Source organism: Edaphobacter lichenicola (genome assembly GCF_014201315.1).
Lineage (GTDB): Bacteria > Acidobacteriota > Terriglobia > Terriglobales > Acidobacteriaceae > Edaphobacter > Edaphobacter lichenicola_B.
This window is the reverse complement of record NZ_JACHDY010000002.1, coordinates 32284-52722: the sequence shown is the minus strand read 5'-3', so window position 1 is coordinate 52722 and position 20439 is coordinate 32284. Positions and strand designations below refer to the sequence as shown.

Below are 20439 nucleotides of genomic sequence, written 5' to 3'. Positions count from 1 at the left end.
AAGTCAAACCGTCCCGATCTCCCTTTCACGCGATACGACGACCCAATCGTAGAGGCTGCGATTGACCAGCGGCGGCAGTTCTTTGAGGCCAAACGCGACCATCTCTATCAAGTTGAAATCTTCTACTGCGTGCTGTTGGAAGGAGCCAGGTCGAAGACCGGCGTAGGCGCCGCAATCGCTCGCCTCTTCCGAGACCCTGCGGGTGCTGTTGAGGAGTTGCGCGCACAGTTCACGAATAACAGCATGAAGTCTCTGCTGCGTTCCCAAATCGAATATGACCTCGCGCGGCTCGATCAACGGGTGCAAGCTTTCATCCGCCAACTGGCCGACTTTGTACAAATTGAAGTGCTCAAGCAGGATGGTCAGTTTCGATTCTTCCGCCGCCTGCTCAACTACGACGACTGGCGGATTGCGGGCGATCCCCAGCACACCCAGTTTCTCGACTATCAAGTGGTGAATAGCGACATCGAGGCGGAGCGCGATCATCTGCGCGTTGGTGACCATGTTGTACGTGTGTTGACGATGAAGGAAGCTATCACCGAGACGCGGCCTCTTGTCTTGGACGCATTGCTCAAGATTCCGGCTAACTTCTATGTCGTTACGGAATGGACGTTACTTCCAACGGATAGGGCACGCAAGGAAGTGAACAAGCGCCGCCGCCATTTCAACATGTCGAAGACAGGCTTTGTCTCGCAGATGGGAAGCGATAGAACGAACCCGCGCGACGTGCTGGTAGACGAATCGAAACAGTCCGACATTGAGAATCTTGGTGACTGTCTGCGTGCGCTTGGTGATGGACAACAGCTTGGTGACTTCTCCCTGACCGTCGTCCTCTATGGCCGCTCTAAATCCGAGCTTGACCCGCTCGTGGGAGAGTTCACAGGAGTCTTCACCAACGCGGACGGCAATCTCTTCAGCGAGACCTACAACCAGCTCAATGCCTACTTCGCCACTGTACCGGGGAATTACGCGCTCAACCTCCGCAGGCTGTACTTGCTCAATACGAACTATGCAGACCTCTCGTTTCTGTTTACGATCCTGCCCGGTGAGACGACGAATGTGCATCTTGGTACGGAGTACCTAGCTGCGCTCGAAACGGACAACAGCACCCCATACTTCCTCAATCTTCACAATGGCGAGGTTGCGCACACGCTCATCCTTGGGATGACTGGTTCGGGCAAAAGCTATCTTTGCAACTTCCTGCTGCAGAACGCTCAGAAGTATGCCCCGCTCACCTTCATCTTCGATATTGGCGGCAGCTTCCAGTCGCTTACGTCCATCTTCGGCGGATCGTATCTGAATGTAGGCCAGGACTCGCGGGACTTCACTATCAACCCGTTCTCGCTCTCACCTACCAAAGAGAATATGCAATTTCTCTTCAGCTTCTTCCGCGTGCTCATTGAGGGCAACGAGCAGCGTTATCGCCTGGACTTCAAAGAAGAGCGTCGCCTGTGGGACGCGATTGAGCGGACGTACATGCTCGAGCCCGATCAGCGTACCGTCTCAAATTTCGGCAACATCATCGGCGAGTTGAAGGAACGCCTTCACCGATGGACCCGCGGCGGGCAGTACGGCTTCTTGTTCGACAATGCCGAAGACACGCTATCCTTCAGCCGTTTCCAGACCTTCAACTTCGCCGGCTGGGGCGATGCGCCGGACGTACTGGAGCCGCTGCTGTTCTACGTTCTACACCGAGCGTCGAACGAGATTGCAGATGCGAAGAAACTGGCGACGTTCAAGATGTTCCTGCTTGACGAAGCATGGCTGTTCATCAAGAACGAGACGATACGCAACTACATTGTCCAAGCGCAGAAGACATGGCGGAAGCACAATGCCGCGATGATTCTTGCCACCCAGTCCATCAAGGAGCTTGAAGAGTCGGGGATGCTCCAGATTGTCTCGGAGAGCTGCCCGACCAAAATTTTCCTCGCAAACCCGGAAATGGACCGTGACTTGTACCGCGAGGCGTTCCATCTGAATGACACCGAACTGGATCTGATTGCCGATCTCGTTCCACCGGGCCAGATGCTCATCCGTAAGGCGCAAAGTTCAAAGAAAGTGCATTTGAACGTCGATTCGGTTTCGCACTGGATGGCGACCAACAATGCCCGCGACAACCTGAAGAAGCGCGACTACTTCGAGCGTTTCGGCATCGCCGACGGCTTGCGCCGTCTGGCAGAAGAACACCCCTTCCGGCCTCGCACGCTGGCCGGCATCGTCACTGACAACCGTAAAGGAGCAACAGCATGAATCGCTTACTTCTCTTTATCGCCGGTATCGCCTTTGCCGTCCCGTACACCGTTGCCGTTGCCCAGGACGCTTCAGCGCGGACGGTGCAATATCACTCGCAGGACATCGTTCCTATCCACGCGAAGCTGAAGTACACCACGCTCATCGAAGTTCCGCCCACCGAAAAGATCATGGAGGCGGCGACAGGCGACAAAGACTTCTGGGTGGTGGATGTAGTGGGCAATTTCTGCTTTGTCCATCCGGCCAAAGCGGGCATCAGCTCCAATCTCAATCTCATCACTGACAAGGGCAACATCTATTCGTTCACACTGCAGGACGTGTCGAGCACATCGCAAGCGCCGGACTTGAAGATTCTGATTGAGCCCGCCGACCGCTCCTCTATCGTCGCGTCCAGCGGCCCGCCGCAGTACGTTCCCACTGCCCAACTGGAGCAGACTGAACAAAAGCTCGCAGCATTGCAGTCCCATGTCGGGCAGGCCGTGGACGAGTATAAGAGCGCCTATCAGACGCAGCTCAAGTTCGACTATCACTTCAGAGCTAACGAAGCGCCATTCGATATCGAGTCGATTTATCACGATGACAAATTCACCTACATCAAGACCAATGCCCCCGAAAAGTTCTCTGTGTACGAGATGAAGGACGGGAAGCCGAATCTCATCTCCTACGACCTGCGCGATGGGACATACATCATCCCGAAAGTGATGGATTCGGGCTATGTCGAGTTGGGTAAGAAAAAGATGGAATTCAGCCGCAAGGGTTAGAACGGGCCATAGCCGAAAGGACACGCAACATGACAGAGCCAGTCATCGCCGCCGAACAACCCGTGGAACCAGAGCTGAGGAAGCGGGCGATCGATCCGAAGGGCGTCCTACAGAAAAATCTCAAGCCGCTCCTTTACCTCGGGGTTGCGCTGCTCGTGATCCTCGCAGCCGTCTTCAGTTCGCACGGAAAGAAGACCCCGGCCCAGGTCGCAGCCGAGAAGAGCGGGCCGCCTCAGCCAATGGTTCAGGACAACACGGACAATAACATTCAAGACCTCAAGAACCAGCTTGATGCCGAACGGCAAAAGGAAGCTCAACAGGCCGCTGCCGCTCAGGCGGCAGCAAATGACCCTGCCTTGGCGCTTGCTACGCCCGCGCAAAGGGCTATGGCGGCCTCGTACGGCCCCACAGGCCAGCCAGCGGCCTGTGTGCCCGGACAACCCTGCCCGGCGATGCCGTATCCCCAGGCTGGCAGCTATGCACAGCCGGGCGGGAACGGAGCCGGGCTTTCTCCGGAGCAACAGTCGGCACAGCAACTCGCGGTTAAGGAGAGAGAGAAAGCGTTCGATTCGCGCTTTTCGTCGAATCTTGCCTACAGTCAATCGGCGGACCAGCACGCCCCGCAGCCGCAACCTCCACAGAGCGCTGTCATGCCCACAGGCTATGCTCCCCAGCAGCTCGCGCCCCCCGCAAACTCAAGTCTGGTTGCGGCACGCGCCGCCGGGGACCAGCCAACGCCGCCGAAGCGTTCCCCCGAGGTCAATATCGACTCTGCCAGCGGCCAGCCTTATGTCCTTTATGAGGGAATCACGGTCGATACGGTATTGATGAATCGGCTGGATGGCGACGCCGTTGGCCCAGTCAAAGTGCTCGTATCGAACCCTGTTTACTCGCATGACCATCAGCACGTCCTCATTCCTGATGGAACGATCGTGCTGGGAGAGGCGAAGAAGATTGGCCCCAGCGGTTTTGGACAGCAGCGCCGCATGGCCGTAGTGTTCCACCGGATGATTATGCCCGATGGTTACAGTGTTGACCTGGATCAGTTCCACGGTCTTGACCAGATCGGGGAAGAGGGCCTGAAGGATAAGGTCAACAATCATTACCTGCAAATCTTCGGCACCTCGATTGCACTCGGCGTTATTGCCGGAGCATCTCAAATTACAGAGGGCGGGGCTGCACTGACGGCTTCGGGGCCGGAAATATTCACGACCGGGGCCTCTGCCTCCGTCGCGCAGTCGGCGACCACAATCCTTGATCGCTTTATGCAGATACCGCCGACCATCACAATCCGCGAAGGCCATCGAGTGAAGCTCTACATCACACAAGACATGCTTCTGCCGGCCTACGAAAACCACACCATACCCCAATCGTCCTAAGGAGGTGTCATGAAGCCGCTAATGCCCATCGCCGCGCTGCTCGCTTGCCTCATCCTCGCAGGATGTCAGAGCGGCCAAGAGAAGCAAGCTAGGATCACCAACCTGCAGCAGCAATACAACGATGCTCATAAGCAATACGTAAACGACTGCGTTGCACCGATGACAAGCGGTGCAGGAGATGCCCTAAGCGGTAGGACACCGCCGCCCATCAGTAAAGAGCAGGAGGATGCTCAGAAAAAGAAGTGCGACCAAGAGGCGAAACGGGCCGGCGACCTTCAAAACGAACTTCAGCAAGCCAGTAAGTAAATCGTTTCAATAAACCATTCACCCGTTGTGTACGAAGGAGACACGACTATGAGGACTCTTGTTTTCAAAATCGCAGTGTTCACTCTGGCGGCGATGCCGATTGCGGCGCACGCCCAGTTCGGATCGGGAATTGTCTACGACCCGACTCAGGCCGCTCACGCTGTCCAGCAAATTGAACAGGGGCAGAACATCTTCACCAACTCCGTGAAGCTCGCAGACAATGCCATCGCAACGTATAACGTGGTTCATCAGATGTCTCTTGCTCCGCAGAGCCTCTACCAACCCTATCTCTCCCCGTCGTCATATTGGATGATGCTCAATCGGGCCGCGAACACTTATGGCAACTCACAACCTTGGATGAGCACGGCAAATAATGGCTCCAACGCCGCCTACTCGTATCAGCAGGCATCGGTGCCTCGAACAGGTCAACTCAGTGGCTATGGCAATCTAAGCCTATCGGCGCAGCAGCAGATTGCAGCCCAGGGAGCAACTGCCGACCTGAACGACTCGGTCAGTAGCAGCAATCTTCAGACGCTTGGCACGATTCGTGCGAATTCGCAGCAACGCCAGGCGGCGATCAACACGCTGCAATCGCAGACGCAATCTGCGGACCCGGCACAGCACACTGAATTAGCGACCCTGCAGCGCATCAATCAGGCGTTGATCTTGCAGCTTCAGCAGCAACAAGAAGCCAACCAAATTGCGCAGGCATCCGCACTGCAGCAGATCGTCGCTCAAAAGCAGCAGCAAGACGCGCTCAAAGCCACGTTTCAACAAGCCAACCAATTTCACCCCGGATACACCACCACCGCGCCGTCATTTAGTGGCGCTTCGACCGCAATGCGGTACTGATTCTTCTAACGAGCGAGGCAGATATGGATCTCTTTCTTTGGATAACGCAGGCTTGCAACACCCTGACCAGTACCGTTGCACCGTCGGTCGATGCAATGGGTGTCCATATCTGCGTCGCTCTCGCAACCATCATGCTCGTCTGGTTCGGCGTGCAAGAGGCTCTGGCATCGGCGCAGGGAGGGCCGGGCTTCAGTGTAGCGAAGTTTCTGAATTTCTTCATGCTCATCACGTTCGCCTATGTAATGGTCAACTTCTACGACTCAAGCATTCCTGGCATCGGATATTCGCTTAAGGGGTTTATCAACGGCGGGGCGCAACATCTCGTTGACCTTATTGGAACGGACAGCGCTGCAAACATCCTGAATACTTTGAGACAAGCGGAGACGAACGAAGGGCCGGGGATGATGGCAACGGTAACGAACCCATATAACGCAATTATCTTCGCCCTGATTCAGGTGCTCATCGCCCTCCTCTCTGCACTAATCAGCGTAATCATCGCCTACGGTGCTGTCGCCAGTGCCGTTGTAGGGATGCTCGGTCCCATATTTATCCCATTCCTTGTCTTCGACAAGCTGGAGTTCTTGTTCTGGGGCTGGCTTCGCGCCTTTCTGGGTTTTTCCTTCTACAAGGTAGTCGCTGCGGCGACACTCAGCATCTTGTCTCAACTGCTCGCGCACTACTACAGCATGATGAGCGGCTTTGTAGACCCGGCGCAGATGGTCGAAAAGCTGCCCGTGTTGATCCTCTTGGTTGTCGTCAACGGCTTTATCTTGCTCAAGATTCCCGCTATGACTGCCACCATATTCTCCGGACATACCGGCGGGCATGACGCCGGCACCGGAATCATCACCGGCCTTGCAACGACCGCCCTGATGGGCTGAGGAGTAGACCCATGAGTACAGCAACAATGAAGGCATCGCCCGAGATCACCCGCGCCGCTGAACGCTATCTGGAGCAGTATGGCGATCCGCTGGTAATGAACACCTATTTGAAGGTGACGATCCTTGCGCTCGTTATCGTCTGCTTGGCCTTGGCTGCTCTGACATTCAAAAGCCAGAAGGCACTCGCCAATATGCACCCGATGATTGTGCGTATCAATGATGTGGGCCACGCCGAAGCGATCGACTACCGCAACTTCCAGTACCGCCCGCAGGAGGCGGAGAACAAGTATTACCTGACCCGTTGGGCGGAGCTCTATTTCAACCGCAATCGCTTCACCATAGAGCGTGACCAGACGAATGCACTGTACTTCCTGAATGGCGACGTCCAGCGGGCCGTGATCGACCAGGAGCGCAAGGACAATACCATCCTGACGTACAGGAACGACAGCACGCTTCCTTACGTCGATGTCGAGGTCAAAAACGTCGTCCTTGACGACCTGCGACAGTCGCCCTATTCGGCACGGATCGAGTTCGAGAAAGTATTCACGAACCCGGCGGATCATACCGAACTCAAGCGGGAGCGATGGGTCGCCAGCGTGACCTACGTCTTCCGGGAGAACGTGAAGAATGATGAGTTGGCCGTAGACCCTCTCGGATTGACCATCGTCCGCTTCCGGGCAGACCAGGCGTTCAGCTAGGGATTTATCGACGCTCCAGAGGCTTAGAGATGTCCAGACTTGCTGCCAAGTCGGCTGCTTCACCCCACCTGTCCCCGCGCAAGTTGTCGGCAGCATTCGAGTGCCGGACGGGCTGCAGAATCGGTGGCGAATTGCCGTCCTTTTGCGGAGCAGTGAGCAGCTCGAAACCAGCAGCGATTGAGGCGAACTTCCCGAGCCAGAGAGCAGATGAAAACTTTGCTCTCGTTATGTGTCTGCCGTTATGTATCCCGCCGTTTGCTGGGTCACAGCTTCGGGGCAAAACCGGCGCCCGGCGGCGCGGCGCTCTTCTGCTTCGGCTACGCCGCCCTACGGGTTACGGTTTCCGTACCGGACCCTCCGTAAATGCAGAGCTTGGCACTTGGGAGCCGGGCCCACTCGCTCAGGCTCCGCCCGGTGTGACCCCAGCAAGATCGGGAAATTCAACAAACGGAGACACGACCATGTATCAGAACAAAGTAAACCTCATCGGCTTCCTCGGCAGTGATGCAGAAGTTCACACCAACAACAACCGCAGCTTTACGACCCTCTCGCTGGCAACCAAGAGCTCCTACAAGAAGGACGGCAAGTACGTCTCGCAAACCGAGTGGCATCGCTGCATCGTCTTCGGCAAGCTCTCGGAATTCGCCGCCACACTTAAGAAGGGTACACATATCCAGGTGGAAGGGGAGCTGCGCAGCCGGGAGTACGACAGCAAGAAGACGGACAGCAAGCAGCGCATCTGGGAGATTCGGGTCGATTCGATCCTGAAGCTGGACCGCGCCGAGAAAGCTGCCCCGGAAGAGCAGGAGAACGACGACGTTTCGACCGAGGAAGTGGCCGCATAGGCCCTTCCTCTTCACCCACGGAAGCCCGGCTAACCCGCTGGGCTTCCATCGCTGTGAGATCCCAATATGAGCTTCGAGTTGATCCTTCCATTCCTTCGCCCATTAGAGCCACTGCTGCTAGACGACAGCATCAGCGAAATCATGGGCAATCCTGACGCCTCATGGTGGTATGAGCGCGACGGAATTATGCGCCAGGAAGAGACCATTTCCTTTGACGCCGGCAAGCTGCGCACCGGCCTCGAAGTGATTGCCAACCAGCTCGGCAAAAAGCTCGACGAAGATAACCCTGTATTGCACGCGCAGCTTCCAGACGGGAGCCGCCTAGCGGCGGTCATTCCGCCCGTCGTGCGTCCCGCTCCGGCGCTCACTATCCGTAAGTTCTCCAGCCGCCATTACACGGTCGAAGACCTGATTACTCGCGGCACGCTTACGCGCCCGCTTGCGGCGTTCCTTGCGGAGCAAATCGCAGCAGGAAAGACACTGCTCATTAGCGGCGGAACCGGGACAGGGAAGACCACGCTTCTGCGGATTCTTGCTAACGCCATTCCCGAGGCGCAGCGGATCGTCGTTATCGAAGATACAGCCGAGCTGCACATCCAGAAGCCAAACATTCTCTCTGTCGAATGCCAGACCGATACGTTCAAATCTTCTGTCTCTTTCGATGACCTGTTGAAGTCTGCTCTCCGCTGGAGACCAGACCGGATCATCCTGGGAGAAGTACGGGGAATCGAGGCGCGAACGCTGCTCGATTCCTTCAATACCGGCCACGCCGGTTCACTTGCCACGATCCATGCAAACTCGGCCGAGAAAGCCCTTCATCGCTTCGCCAATCTCGTCATGCGCAACCATGCGCAGACGACCTTTATTGATACCGAAGCGGAGATTGCAGATGCCGTTGATTTCATCGTCCATGTTGAGCGCCAACCGGGACGCCGCGCGATTCGGGAAGTGTTGGGCCTCAAAGGCTTTGATAGAGAGGCCAAACGTTTCCTGATCGACCCTGTATTCGATGCCAACTTGCCAATGCTTCAGGCCAGTTGATTGAGGCCATAATTCGTTCGATTTCACCCCAGATAGGAGACCCTAAATGCCCTTACTTGAAATCACCCAAAGCCGTCAGCTCAGCGCTTCCGTCCGATTGGACGAAGCGACAGCAACTCAAGTCGATCAATACGCCGCCTTCATTAAAGCCACGGCAGACGACGTGGTGGACAAAGCGCTCAATTACGTCTTCTCAAAAGATCGCGACTTCCAGGACTTCTTGAAGACCCCACAGGCCAAGCAGGTCCGCTGCACATTGCGCGTCCGTAAAGCGCCGGTCAATGAGGCAGCATCGGTGGAGCAGCCTGCCAAGAAGCCGGCTGCAGGGGTGGATGCCATAGAGCCGTCGAGGGCACAGAAGGCATGACCCTCCGTACAAATCCGTGGCAGTGCGTAAGCGGTGCTTCGCACCGGAAGATTTTTGACACTCCACCCCTCATAGGGAGATGTATGGCTACTTTCGTAGCCATATAGAGACTTGCTGACAAAGCATGGCTTAGAGCTTCGCGGTAGCTATATGACTACCTTCGAATAGGAGCAACAGATGGAAGTCGCGACACCTGGCACAACAGAACGGGCAATTCGCCGCCCGCCCAGAATCAACCGGAGCAAGACGGTTAGCACGAAGCTGACCGAGGCGGAGTTTACGCAGGTCGAACGGCTTGCCGGAGGCAGGGGCCAATGGCTGAGCGAGTGGGTTCGTGACGTTCTCCTGAACGCCGCCCAAGACCAGGAGTCCCAGCATAGCGTCGCCACGTTCGCCGAAGTGCAAGCAATCCGGCTCTTGCTCATCAACACTCTGGAACCGCTGCTGCGTGGTGAAAATTTGACCGGGGAGCAGTTCAAAGAGCTTCTCCGCTATGTGAAAACGAACAAGAGAAAAGCAGCAAAAGAAATGCTCGCCAGCTATACCGAGGGAGCCACGGAGGAGCCATGACTCAGACGCAATGGGGCCGCAAAGAGACCGTCATCTTCCCGCCGCACTCGCCCATCTACACCTATGGGGCGATTTTCTTTTCGCTCGTCATCACCGGCCTTTGCGTGTACCTGCACTTTGCCTATGCGATGACGCCGCTGCAGCGTTTCTATCTCCCGTATTACCTGCGTACGGGCGTCGCAGGCATGATGCACAAGACGGACAAGTACCAGCTCCTCAGCGTCGGAGACGCTGAGAGGCGCACGCGGGCAGCCACGGAGACTGACGTTCAGGAAGGCTCGACTCCTTCCTCTGAGGGCAAACCGATCCCGCTTGAATTATCCGGCCAGGCCCGTCAATCCGGCGTGCTCTTTCTCTATCGTCAGCCGAAGACGGAGTACCTGAATAAGCCCCTCCATGACTATTTCGAGCGTTCCGTCTATGACGGCGAAAGCCTCTGGGCCATCTTTCGTTTGCCCGTGCTGTTTGGGATCGCCGCGCTCTTGCTACAGCTCCCATTCTCGATTCGGAAAGACATCAAACGGCGTAAGCAAATGAAGTATGGCCGCCGCCTGAAAGGTCCGGTGCTCGTCTCGCCCAGGGAGTTCAATAAGGCGATTCAGGGTGATGGCATCGGCTTCAAGACTCTGGAGGCCGAGCCGATGATGCGTATTCCCCAGCGCAGCGAGGGCCAGCATATTGAGTTGATGGGAGATACCGGGGCGGGCAAGACGACCCTCATCATGCAGCTCCTCCGCCAGATACAGGCGCGCGGACAATCGGCCATCGTCTATGACCCGGCCTGTGAGTTCGTGCAGAGGTTCTACGACAAGGACCGGCAAGACATCATTCTCAATCCTCTCGACAAGCGATGCCCCTACTGGGGGCCGTCTGAGGAGCTTCGGCGTCGAGCCGAGGCGAAGGCGATTGCGGCGTCTCTTTACCAACCCACGACCGACCGCAAGGGAGAATTTTTCGTCGAGACACCCCAGAAAATCTTTGCCCATCTGCTGACCTTCGGCCCGACTCCCGAGGAGCTTGTGCATTGGATGGCTAACCCCGATGAGATCGACCGCCGTGTTCAGGGAACGGAGATGGCGAGCATGATTGCGAAGGGAGCGCAACAGCAACGGAATGGCGTTCTGGCATCTCTTGGCCTGATAGCCGACAGCCTGCGGATGCTCCCCACGAAGGAGAAGGCGGAAACGGCTTGGAGCGCGACGGAATGGGCAGAAAGGCGGCAGGGATGGATCTTCATTACCTCCAAACCGAGTGAGCGCGAGGCCTTGCGCCCGCTGCATAGCCTCTGGATAGATTTGCTCGTCCTGCGCCTGCTGAACGAGCCCAAAGAGGACCAGCGGCCTGTCTGGTTTGTCCTTGACGAACTCGCCAGCCTGCAGCGGCTCCCGCAACTCCATACCGCCATCACAGAGAACCGAAAATCCCGGAATCCGCTCGTGCTGGGGTTTCAGGGCAAGGCGCAGCTTGAGGTCATTTACGGCCACATGGCCGAGGTCATGCTGTCCCAACCGGCCACGAAGATTTTCCTGAAGACCACGGAGCCGAAGGCCGCCGAGTGGGTCTCGAATGCCATCGGCAAAGTCGAGATCGAGCGGATGAGAGAGACACACTTCGACGGTACGAGGTCGGGCAAGAACTTCGCCCTAGACCGTCAAGTTGAGCCATTGGTGCTCGACTCAGAGATATCGGGTTTGGCCGACAAACACGCCTTCCTGAAGCTCGGAAATCACGTCGCCCGATTCTCGTTCGCCTATACCGATATTCCTGCGATCCACCCCGCATTCGTGCCGCGACCACTTGAAGACGACGACCTTGCGTTTGATCCGAAGACGCTGCAAAAGAAGCCACCGAAATCGGCCCCGATTGTTGAGGAGTCCGTCGAGGACGAAGATACGCCGGAGCCACAGCGCAGCAGCTATTCGATGGGGATGTAGCCAATGCTCAACATCTCCAAACCGCTGTCCGCTTCCCAGGCGCAGACCTATCACGCCAAGGAATTCACTTCCGCTGAACAGAACTATTGGAAGCAGGACGGCACAATTTTGGGTGAGTGGCACGGCGCGCTGGCTGCGAACTTTGGTCTCGCGGGCGGCGTCAATGCAGAAGACTTTGCGCGTCTCGCCCAAGGTCAGCATCCCCGGACTGGCGAACAGCTCGTCAGTCACCGTGTCGTGCAGGAATACAAGACCGAAGAGGGTAAGACCGTTGCACCGGTAGAACATCGAGCGGGCTGGGACGCCACATTTTCGGCTCCAAAGTCTGTTTCTCTGACAGCGCTTGTAGGCGGGGACGACCGGGTAAGAGAGGCACACAGGGAAGCGGTCAACTTCGCTTTGACCGAGCTGGAGCGATACATCCAGGCCCGTATTGGTGGGAATCAACCTGCAGAAACAACGGGGAAATTCGCCGTCGCCAAGTTTGAGCATGACACCGCGCGTCCCGTGGATGGGTATGCGGCTCCCCAACTCCACGCCCATGCAGTCATCTTCAATATGACCGAACGCGAAGACGGCAACATGAGGGCGCTGCAGCCCAAGAGTTTGTTTGAAAGCCAGCAATTTGCGACAGCCGTGTATCAGTCTTCGCTGACGTATCGGCTGTCGCAGCTTGGTTACGAAATCGAGCCTGGGAGAAGCGGGGCTCCTGAGATCAAAGGATACTCGCAGGACTATTTGGATGCCAGCAGTCCGCGCAGTCAGCAGATCCGCGACTATCTGGAAAAGAACGGATTCGAGGGCCACGAAGCAGCTCAGATAGCCGCCCATTCCACCCGCGACAAAAAGCAGATTTTGTCACCCGACGAGGTGTTGTCCGCCCATCGGAAGCTCGCCGAGGAGTACGGCAATCAGGCCGACAAGGTGGTATCGGAGGCCAAAACTCGGTCTCGAACCAACGAGTTTCAGACTGCTAGGGCTGACCGCACGGTCAGGGCGCATGAAGCTGTCAGCTATGCCCGCGACCGGAGCTTCGAGCGCGAGGCCGTGACCGATGAACGCGCTCTCTTCCGTGATGCTCTGCGTCGAAGAATGGGCGAGGCCACCTATCCAGAAATACGGGCTGCATTCGAGGCTCGTTTTGCCAAAGACGAGTTTCAGCTTGTGCCGAATCGGCGACATGAGACCGGACGACAGTTCACTACAAGTAAGACAATCGAGGCCGAAAGGGATGTGATCCAGCAGATGGCCCGAGGCCAGAGCCAGGGTTCCTCAATCATGCCCATTCAGGATGCCGTCCGGTTGACCGAAGCGCATCCCAATCTGAATAGTGCCCAGCGCTCCGCCGTAGAGCAGGTGTTGGTTTCTCAAGATCAGATCCAGGGTATACAAGGGGTTGCCGGCTCAGGGAAGACGACCGCATTGGATGTAATCCGGCAGGGAGCGGAAGCGAACGGCTATGCCGTCGAGGGATTTGCCCCAGCATCTCGCGCGGCCCAACAACTCCGAGATTCTGGCATTTCGGCAGACACCCTGCAAGGCTTCCTCGCGCGGGGTGGTCAGGAGCAGTTTGCCGGTGATCCTGAGCGCAAACACCTCTACATGCTGGACGAATCATCGCTTGCATCCACCAAGCAGATGCGCGACTTTCTCGAACGCATCGGCACTCAGGACAAGGTAGTGCTTATAGGGGATACGAGACAGCATCTTGGAGTGGATGCTGGCAAGCCCTTCGAGCAATTACAGGAAGCAGGAATGAGTACCGCGCAACTGGACCAGATCATCCGCCAGAAAGACCCCGAACTCCTCAAGGCAGTCGAACACCTCTCAAAGAACGAAACCACATTGGGGATTGCGGTGCTGCAGCAGCACGGCTGTATCTCTGAGATTGTCGAGCCGCAGGAGCGGTATGAGGCTATCGCGAAAAGCTACGCATCACGGCCCGAAGGGGCAATGATTGTTTCTCCTGACAACGCATCACGAAGAGACATCAATCAGGCAGTCCGCGGCGAACTCCAGGCTCACGGTCTTGTCGGCAAGGAAGAGCAGAAGTACAGCGTCCTCGTCCCTCGTTCGGAGATGACAGGAGCAGATCGAGGATGGGCAACGCAATACGAAGTAGGAGACGTTCTCAGATACCAGCGCGGAAGTAAAGAACTGAGCTTGGAGCGCGGCAGCTATGCGCAGGTTGTCGCAACCGAACCGGCTGTCAACCTGATATCAGTACAGAAGCAGACGGGCGATATTGTTACCTACGATCCTTCGCGCCTGCGCGGAATCGACGCATACAGAGAACTGGAGCGAAGCTTTGCGGTTGGTGACCGTATCCAAATGACCGCACCATGCCGCGATCTTGACTTACCGAACCGCGCTCTCGGAACCATCGAACAAATAGCACATGGAGAGATTTCCGCACGCATGGATAACGGCAATCGCGTTTCAATCGATCCAAGCGAATTCCGCCACTTCGATCATGGGTATGCAGTGACTTCCCACAGTTCGCAAGGTCTGACTACAGAACGTGTCCTCGTTAACATGGATACTGAAGCCCACCCAGAATTGATAAACACACGATTCGCCTATGTCTCGGTATCGAGGGCTTCTCACTCAGCAGAGATTTTTACTAACGACGCCTTGCGACTCGGAGAACGGCTAAGCCACGACGTTACCAAAACTTCAGCTACGGAGCATTCAAAGCAGAAATCGCCAGAGGAGGCCCAATCGCAACGACCGGCGTCCACACCGCGAGCTGACATTGGATTGGAACTGTCGCTCTAGTGGTGTGCGGCACTGGCGCTTCGCGCATGCTCGGCTTGTTTGGCCTTCCAGTAATCTTCGCCAAAGGGGTTTTTGTGCTCGATGCAGACTGATGCCAAATAGCCGCAGAACACCAGCGTCCCTAAAACGGCGATGATCTTGGCGACCGGCTTAAGAGGGAGAATTAGCATGATGCTCCTCCACCTAAACGATCAAGGCTGAAACTATTTTACCTCGGTCTAATGGCGCCATGTGTAGCTTTCACTTCTACCTTGTGTTGTACGACCACACGATAAACTTCAATGGAAATCATGCGAACGCACGTCAATATCGCTGAGCGCCAGGATATGAACAGCTGAAGCTCTGACATTGATAACGCCGTCTTGATTTTGAAGCGTGCCTTCGACACGGAGGAACTTGCCTCGCGTCACGGTTACGCGGTTCCGCTCGTAGAGATGCGGATGGATGATGGCATTGGAGACGCCCGTCTCATCTTCGAGACTAAGGAAGATGAATCCTTCGGCTGTACCCGGACGCTGCCTCGCAATGACCGCCCCCGCGATACATGCGTACATGCCGTCCGGCATTCCTTTCAAATGGGCAGCTGGGAGAACGCCAGCTGCGTTCATTTCCCTCCGGTGATACGCCATTGGATGCGGGCCGAGCGTTACGCCTGTGCTGTCAAAGTCGGCAACCAGCCGTTCTTCAGTCGTCATCGGCCGCAGGGGAGCGACAGCTCCCAGTTCATGTTCGTCTGGGATGTTCTCGAAGAGCGGCTCAGCGTTTTGCCCGGCACGTTCGGCATACCAGAGAGCAGTTCGTCGATGATGCTTCTCGCCGGTCCAGTTGAATGCCCCCGCTTTTGCTAGCAAGACCAACTCACCCTTCTTGATGGATTGCACACGGCGACGCAGATCATACTCAGAGGTGAACAAGCCATCTGTGAGACGGGCTTCCATGATGTCTTCCGCAACAGCTCTCCTTAGACCCTTTACATAGCAGAGACCCATGCGGACAGCAAAACGACCGGTATATTTCGTGCGGTCATCGCCACTCAACTCTTCTAGCGTGCAGAACCAATCCGACCGTTGTACATCGATGGGAACAATTCTTACGCCATGCCGCTTCGCGTCATTCGCTATCGTCGCCGGCGAGTAGAACCCCATCGGTTGGTTGTTAAAGAGAGCACAGGTATACGCGGCGGTATAGTGATGCCGGGTATAAGCACTCGAATAGGCGATGGAGGCGAAGCTGTGTGCGTGCGATTCTGGAAACATAAACTCTTTTACAGTTGCGAGAACCCGCATCACCTCTTCCTGAGCTGCTGCGTCAAAACCGTTCGCGGTCATGCCCTCATGCAATCGGGTCTTGAGTCCAGCGATGATGGACTCTGAGCGTTTGCCGCCCATCGCCTTGCGCAACTCCTCGGCCTCGCCGCCTGTGAGGTTCGCAGCCACCATGCCAATCTTCATCACCTGCTCCTGAAACAGCGGCACGCCCAGCGTTCGTTCCAGAAAGGGTTTGAACGATGGATGTAAGTAGGTGACGGGCTCTCTCCCGAGCCTGCGTGCAATGTAAGGATTGACGAACTTTCCTGTTACTGGACCGGGGCGGATAATGGCGACCTGCATCGACAAGTCGGCAAAACACTTTGGCCTGGTGCGAGGCAGTGCCGACATCTGCGCGCGGCTCTCAATTTGAAACAGTCCAATCGTGTCGGCTTCCGCAATGGTTGCGTACACCGCATCGTCCTGGGGAAGCTGTGCATAATCCAGCGGCTCTCCGTAATACTGCGGCACGAGGTACGCGGCATCCTTGAGCACAGCCAGCATCCCGAGGCCGAGGAGATCGACCTTGATAATACCCATATCGGAGCAGTCGTCCTTGTCCCACTGCACCACCGTCCGGCCCGGCATCGAAGCCCGCTCAATCGGCACGACGGAATCAAGATGGCCTTGGCAGATCACCATGCCTCCGGAGTGCTGACCGAGATTGCGGGGTAGCCTCAGTACGTCTCCGCACTTCTGGAGATAGTGAGCAATCCGCCGGTGTTTCATGTCGAGGCCGGCAGCCTTGAAGCTGTTCTCCAGCGTATCGCTTGGTGCCTTCCACTCCCACGCACTCATGAGCCCGGCGAGCTTCGCCGCTGTCTCTTGATCGAAGCCAAGCGCCTTGCCAACCTCACGCGAGGCTGAGCGACTGCGGAACGTGATGATATTGGCTGTCATGGCGGCGCCCAACTCTCCGTATCGCTGATAGACATATTGGATAGCGCGCTCACGGTCTGTATCGCTGGGAAGGTCAATGTCGATGTCCGGCCATTCGCCACGCTCTTCCGAAAGGAATCGCTCAAAGAGCAGGTCAAGTCCGACCGAATCGACAATGGTGATTTCGAGCGCATAGCAAACGACGCTATTTGCTGCAGAACCGCGGCCTTGAACCAGAATGCCGTTGTCTTTACAGAAGCAAACAACATCCCACACGATCAGGAAGTAACCTGCCAGCCCTAGCGTCTTAATGAGCCGCAGTTCGCGTTCCGCTTGCTGTCGGGCTTTTTCGTAGAGGGCGGAATCGTTCTTGGGCAAGTAGCGCCGGCGTATTCCTTCGGCCACCCGTTTACGAAGAAACGAATCCATCGTCTCTCCGTCCGGCACAGGATATGCCGGGAATTCGTATCCGAGCCCGGTCATCTGAAATTGCAGGCGGCACGATAGCTCGCGGGTATTGGCGATGGCCTCCGGATAGTCATAGAAAAGCCGGTGCATCTCCGCTGCCGTGTGCAGATGCCGTTCAGCGTTGCGGCTCAGAAGGCGGCCTGCCGTATCGAGCGATTTACGATGACGGATGCAGGTAAAAATGTCGAGCACTTCGCGCTCGTATGGCGTGCCGTAGCTCACGCCTCCCGTCGCCAGTAGAGGCAGGTTCAGGGAACGTGCAATACGCACCGCCGCACGGTTGCGATGCTCTTCCTCACGGTCGGAGTGGCGTTGCAGCTCGACATAAACATTACGAGATCCAAACAGATGTACCAACGTCTCCACGGTCTTGAGTGCAGCGTCATAGCCGCCTTGGGCCAATGACGCAGCCAGCGGACCTTCGTTGCCACCCGTCAGGCAGACCAGTCCGTTGCTATACTCCCCCACGTCGGCCAGGATAGCCGCGCCTTCGGCCTTCGTTATCTCGCGCAGTTTGAATTGGGTGATGAGGCGAGAGAGATTTTGATAACCGATGCGCGATTCAGCCAAGAGCGGCAAGCGCACAGGCTCGGCCGGAAATTGATGGGGCAGATAGGCGGCAGCCTGAAGACACTGGCCCAGGTCACTTATCGAAACCTCCGCGCCGATGTGCGCTTGCACTCCGCATCGGGCTCCTTCCATGTGAAACCGCGCCGCACCATATAGTCCGTTGCGATCGAGCAATCCCATCGCGGGCATCTCCAGATGCGCCGCTTGCTGTATCAGGAACTCTGGCATGGTTGCGCCTTCGAGGAAGCTGAAAGCGGATCGGGCGTGCAACTCCACGTAATCAGTCATACGTCCCCTGCACATACCAGCAGCGCGAGCGCGGGTCGAACGCGATGCGGCAGAGCCGTTCGGCACTAGCGTTCTCCAATCGCACGTCCCACTCCTCGCGGCACCAGTTGGCCTCGGACCACCACTGTCCACTCACACGCACCGGACCAGCGGCATCGCGGACGACGTAGGAGGCTCCGTCCCAAAAGACCCGTACCGGTACTTGGTTTGTGAGTGCAACGCCGACCATCTGCGGCGGACGTGAGACGCGCAGAGCGATGGGTGTCGAGAGCGACGGTCTCTCATTTCGGCGCGGCTGCGGAGGTGCGAACGGCACCATACGAAAGGCGTTCGGTCGATGATCGTCCGTCAGCTCCGGGGAACCGACACGTTTCTCACCCAGCAGCTTCCGCATTCGGGCGAGCATCACTTCGAGCTGTCCCGGCTCAGGCGATTGCGGGAGAAAGAGACCGTGCTGGGCTCGATAGGGAACGGCGGACTGTGCGTGCAGTTCCAGCCCAAGAATTGCCGCACAAGGAGGATGCGTTTCCAGATCAAGTTGTATGAGCTTGAGTAGCGTGGGCGTATCCTGCAACGGCAACGCAGGACGGACAGTGCGCTCGTGCTGTGCGCCGCCATCGAGACGAAGTATGACGCGAAGGGCAGCAATGGCCCGTGCTTTACCGCGAACCCGCTCCAGCAGTGTCGTTGTCATGCGGGAAATCAGGAAAAGCAGACGTTCCAACTCCTCGACCGGGAAGTCCAGTTCCATGCGCTCCACCAGACCAGCCTCAAAGCTGGCCTCCATCGGAAACATGAGATGGGGCCATGTGCCACATGCAAGGGAATGGAGCTTCTTTCCCACCTGGCCGAGACGTGAGATCAACTCTGTTTCTGCCAGCGCAGCCAAATCCGCACAGGTGCGGATGCCCCAAGTAGCAAAGGTCGCCTCATGTTCCGGGGTAAGGTGTAGCGCCGTGAGAGGAAGCTGGCCGATGGCGTGCGCCTCGCCGCCCGGAGGCACAACGGAGACACCAGTTCTGCTACTTGCAAGAGACACCGCCGCGTGAAAGTTTTCCGCGACCGCAACATTGGCAAGAAATCCTGCCGTCATTACGCTTTGCCTCAACTTGTTCGCGAGCTGTCCGGCATCTCCGTACAGAAGATCCATTCCGCTAACGTCCAGTGCATACGTGCCGGGCCGCTCCTCCACCAACTCGATACGGGGCGAGAACATGCACGCGACATGGTGAAGAGACGCATGGGCCGTATGCTCATGTTCGATAACACGACGGAGCGCAATCACTTCGGAGAATGCTTCGACGTGAAGTCGAGTCATGCCGATCTCCACGCCTAGAGAGCGTGCCGAGTTGTTCGCCGCGAAGACCGTCTCGCTTGGCGGCTCTCCGTCGAGTACCACAAATGGTTTCTTACGCAGTTCCGGGCGCTGATGCACGGCAGCCTGCGCAAAGAAATTCGAGGGATGGAGAACGGCATACATCACCGCACCCTTGACCAGAGAGTTTCTGCCGGCCAGCACACACGTTGCGTCGGCTTCCGCTGTAGGAAGGGAGAACCTTCATTGCGGTTGCGCTCCCGCGCAAACTCGTACTGTTGCCGCTCGAACAGAGGCGTTTCACCGCTGCTGCTGAAGGGAATTGCCGCTGCCGGTTCGCAGCGAAGCGCCAAAGTGGCACAACTGCTCGCGCAAGGCGATTGCGTAAGAAAGATCAACGCAGTGCGCGCATGTTCTGCGGCCAGTCGGAAGCGATACCACGTCCCTAGCGGAATGCGCCGAGCGTGTTGTGGCAGCACATCGCTCATATCGAGCACGATGGCTCCGAAGCCTCCCGTCTGGAGTAACAAGTCAGTCGCTTTCAGTCCTTGCTCCAACCGTGACCATGGCTTATCTGTGACTTTCACTTTCTTTCCACGTTCGGCGGACATGCGAAGCCAGAGCAGACGCCGCAGCTCAACCCCTGCCGCCGCCGTCGCCTCGGGCGACAGGGCATCACTTATGTCCACCCAGGCGCAAGCGTTACCCAGCTGCGTGATGGAGGCGACAGCCGATAGAGCAAACGAGGTTTTCCCCGTCGAGGAGGCTCCGCTGACCTCAGTAATGCTGCTGCGCGGGATGCCGCCGCCCAGCATCGCATCAACTTCAGCTATGCCGGTGGAGAACAGTTCCGGCGCCTGCTTAATCTTGAGCGTTAGGGCAGCGGGCACGCGCTGAGCCAGTGTCGCTTCGACCTGAACCCGGATTGCAGCAGCCAAACCCATATTCGC

17 protein-coding genes are annotated in these 20439 nt (G+C 57.0%); 13 read left to right on the top strand and 4 right to left on the bottom strand.

All coding sequences use genetic code 11. From position 1 onward, the window contains the following. Positions 1 to 243: 243 nt before the first annotated feature. The 13 genes from HDF09_RS06505 to mobF all read left to right on the top strand — a co-directional run bounded on the left by HDF09_RS06505 (position 244) and on the right by mobF (position 14662). A complete protein-coding gene (locus tag HDF09_RS06505) occupies positions 244 to 2250 on the top strand; it encodes a VirB4 family type IV secretion system protein (protein ID WP_183763648.1) in 2007 nt (668 codons plus the stop codon). Beyond that, complete coding sequence (locus tag HDF09_RS06500) at positions 2247 to 3011, top strand: TrbG/VirB9 family P-type conjugative transfer protein (protein ID WP_183763631.1); 765 nt, start codon at positions 2247 to 2249, stop codon at positions 3009 to 3011. Before HDF09_RS06505 ends, HDF09_RS06500 begins: the two co-directional genes overlap by 4 nt. Before the next feature lie 29 nt (positions 3012 to 3040). Then, entirely contained in the window at positions 3041 to 4390 is a 1350-nt protein-coding gene (locus tag HDF09_RS06495) for a TraB/TrbI/VirB10 family type IV secretion system protein (protein WP_183763628.1), read from the top strand. Between the two features lie 9 nt (positions 4391 to 4399). Further along, the gene (locus HDF09_RS06490) at positions 4400 to 4696 is read left to right on the top strand and encodes a hypothetical protein (RefSeq protein ID WP_183763625.1); all 297 of its coding nucleotides are present in this window, start codon (positions 4400 to 4402) and stop codon (positions 4694 to 4696) included. A 48-nt stretch (positions 4697 to 4744) separates the two neighbouring features. Further along, positions 4745 to 5548 carry a hypothetical protein gene (locus tag HDF09_RS06485; protein WP_183763622.1) on the top strand — a complete coding sequence of 268 codons (804 nt, stop codon included), beginning with the start codon at positions 4745 to 4747 and terminating at the stop codon, positions 5546 to 5548. Between the two features lie 23 nt (positions 5549 to 5571). After that, the gene (locus HDF09_RS06480; protein ID WP_183763619.1) at positions 5572 to 6429 is read left to right on the top strand and encodes a type IV secretion system protein; all 858 of its coding nucleotides are present in this window, start codon (positions 5572 to 5574) and stop codon (positions 6427 to 6429) included. 11 nt (positions 6430 to 6440) lie between these two features. Beyond that, a complete protein-coding gene (locus HDF09_RS06475) occupies positions 6441 to 7127 on the top strand; it encodes a VirB8/TrbF family protein (protein WP_183763616.1) in 687 nt (228 codons plus the stop codon). A gap of 461 nt (positions 7128 to 7588) precedes the next feature. After that, on the top strand, positions 7589 to 7972 hold the full coding sequence (locus tag HDF09_RS06470) for a single-stranded DNA-binding protein (protein WP_183763611.1): 384 nt from the start codon (positions 7589 to 7591) through the stop codon (positions 7970 to 7972). Positions 7973 to 8038: 66 nt separating this feature from the next. Next, positions 8039 to 9013 carry a TadA family conjugal transfer-associated ATPase gene (locus tag HDF09_RS06465; RefSeq protein ID WP_183763608.1) on the top strand — a complete coding sequence of 325 codons (975 nt, stop codon included), beginning with the start codon at positions 8039 to 8041 and terminating at the stop codon, positions 9011 to 9013. 46 nt (positions 9014 to 9059) lie between these two features. Further along, a complete protein-coding gene (locus HDF09_RS06460) occupies positions 9060 to 9380 on the top strand; it encodes a hypothetical protein (protein ID WP_183763605.1) in 321 nt (106 codons plus the stop codon). A gap of 177 nt (positions 9381 to 9557) precedes the next feature. Beyond that, on the top strand, positions 9558 to 9950 hold the full coding sequence (locus tag HDF09_RS06455; protein WP_183763601.1) for a hypothetical protein: 393 nt from the start codon (positions 9558 to 9560) through the stop codon (positions 9948 to 9950). After that, positions 9947 to 11884, top strand: a complete 1938-nt coding sequence (locus HDF09_RS06450; protein WP_183763598.1) for a type IV secretion system DNA-binding domain-containing protein — start codon at positions 9947 to 9949, stop codon at positions 11882 to 11884. The genes HDF09_RS06455 and HDF09_RS06450 overlap by 4 nt, the downstream gene beginning before the upstream one ends. A gap of 3 nt (positions 11885 to 11887) precedes the next feature. Beyond that, a complete protein-coding gene (gene mobF, locus HDF09_RS06445; protein ID WP_183763595.1) occupies positions 11888 to 14662 on the top strand; it encodes a MobF family relaxase in 2775 nt (924 codons plus the stop codon). Here the strand turns inward: mobF and HDF09_RS06440 are convergent. The 4 genes from HDF09_RS06440 to HDF09_RS06425 form a co-directional block, all read right to left on the bottom strand. Beyond that, positions 14659 to 14832, bottom strand: coding sequence for a hypothetical protein (locus HDF09_RS06440; RefSeq protein ID WP_183763593.1), 174 nt, complete (start codon positions 14830 to 14832; stop codon positions 14659 to 14661). The genes mobF and HDF09_RS06440 overlap by 4 nt on opposite strands. Before the next feature lie 108 nt (positions 14833 to 14940). After that, positions 14941 to 18174 (bottom strand): DNA polymerase III subunit alpha, encoded by a 3234-nt coding sequence (locus HDF09_RS06435; protein ID WP_183763590.1) that lies wholly within the window; start codon positions 18172 to 18174, stop codon positions 14941 to 14943. Beyond that, entirely contained in the window at positions 18167 to 19654 is a 1488-nt protein-coding gene (locus tag HDF09_RS06430; protein ID WP_183763587.1) for a DNA polymerase Y family protein, read from the bottom strand. Before HDF09_RS06430 ends, HDF09_RS06435 begins: the two co-directional genes overlap by 8 nt. After that, positions 19654 to 20433 (bottom strand): ATPase domain-containing protein, encoded by a 780-nt coding sequence (locus HDF09_RS06425; RefSeq protein WP_183763584.1) that lies wholly within the window; start codon positions 20431 to 20433, stop codon positions 19654 to 19656. Before HDF09_RS06425 ends, HDF09_RS06430 begins: the two co-directional genes overlap by 1 nt. Between the last annotated feature and the right edge of the window lie 6 nt (positions 20434 to 20439).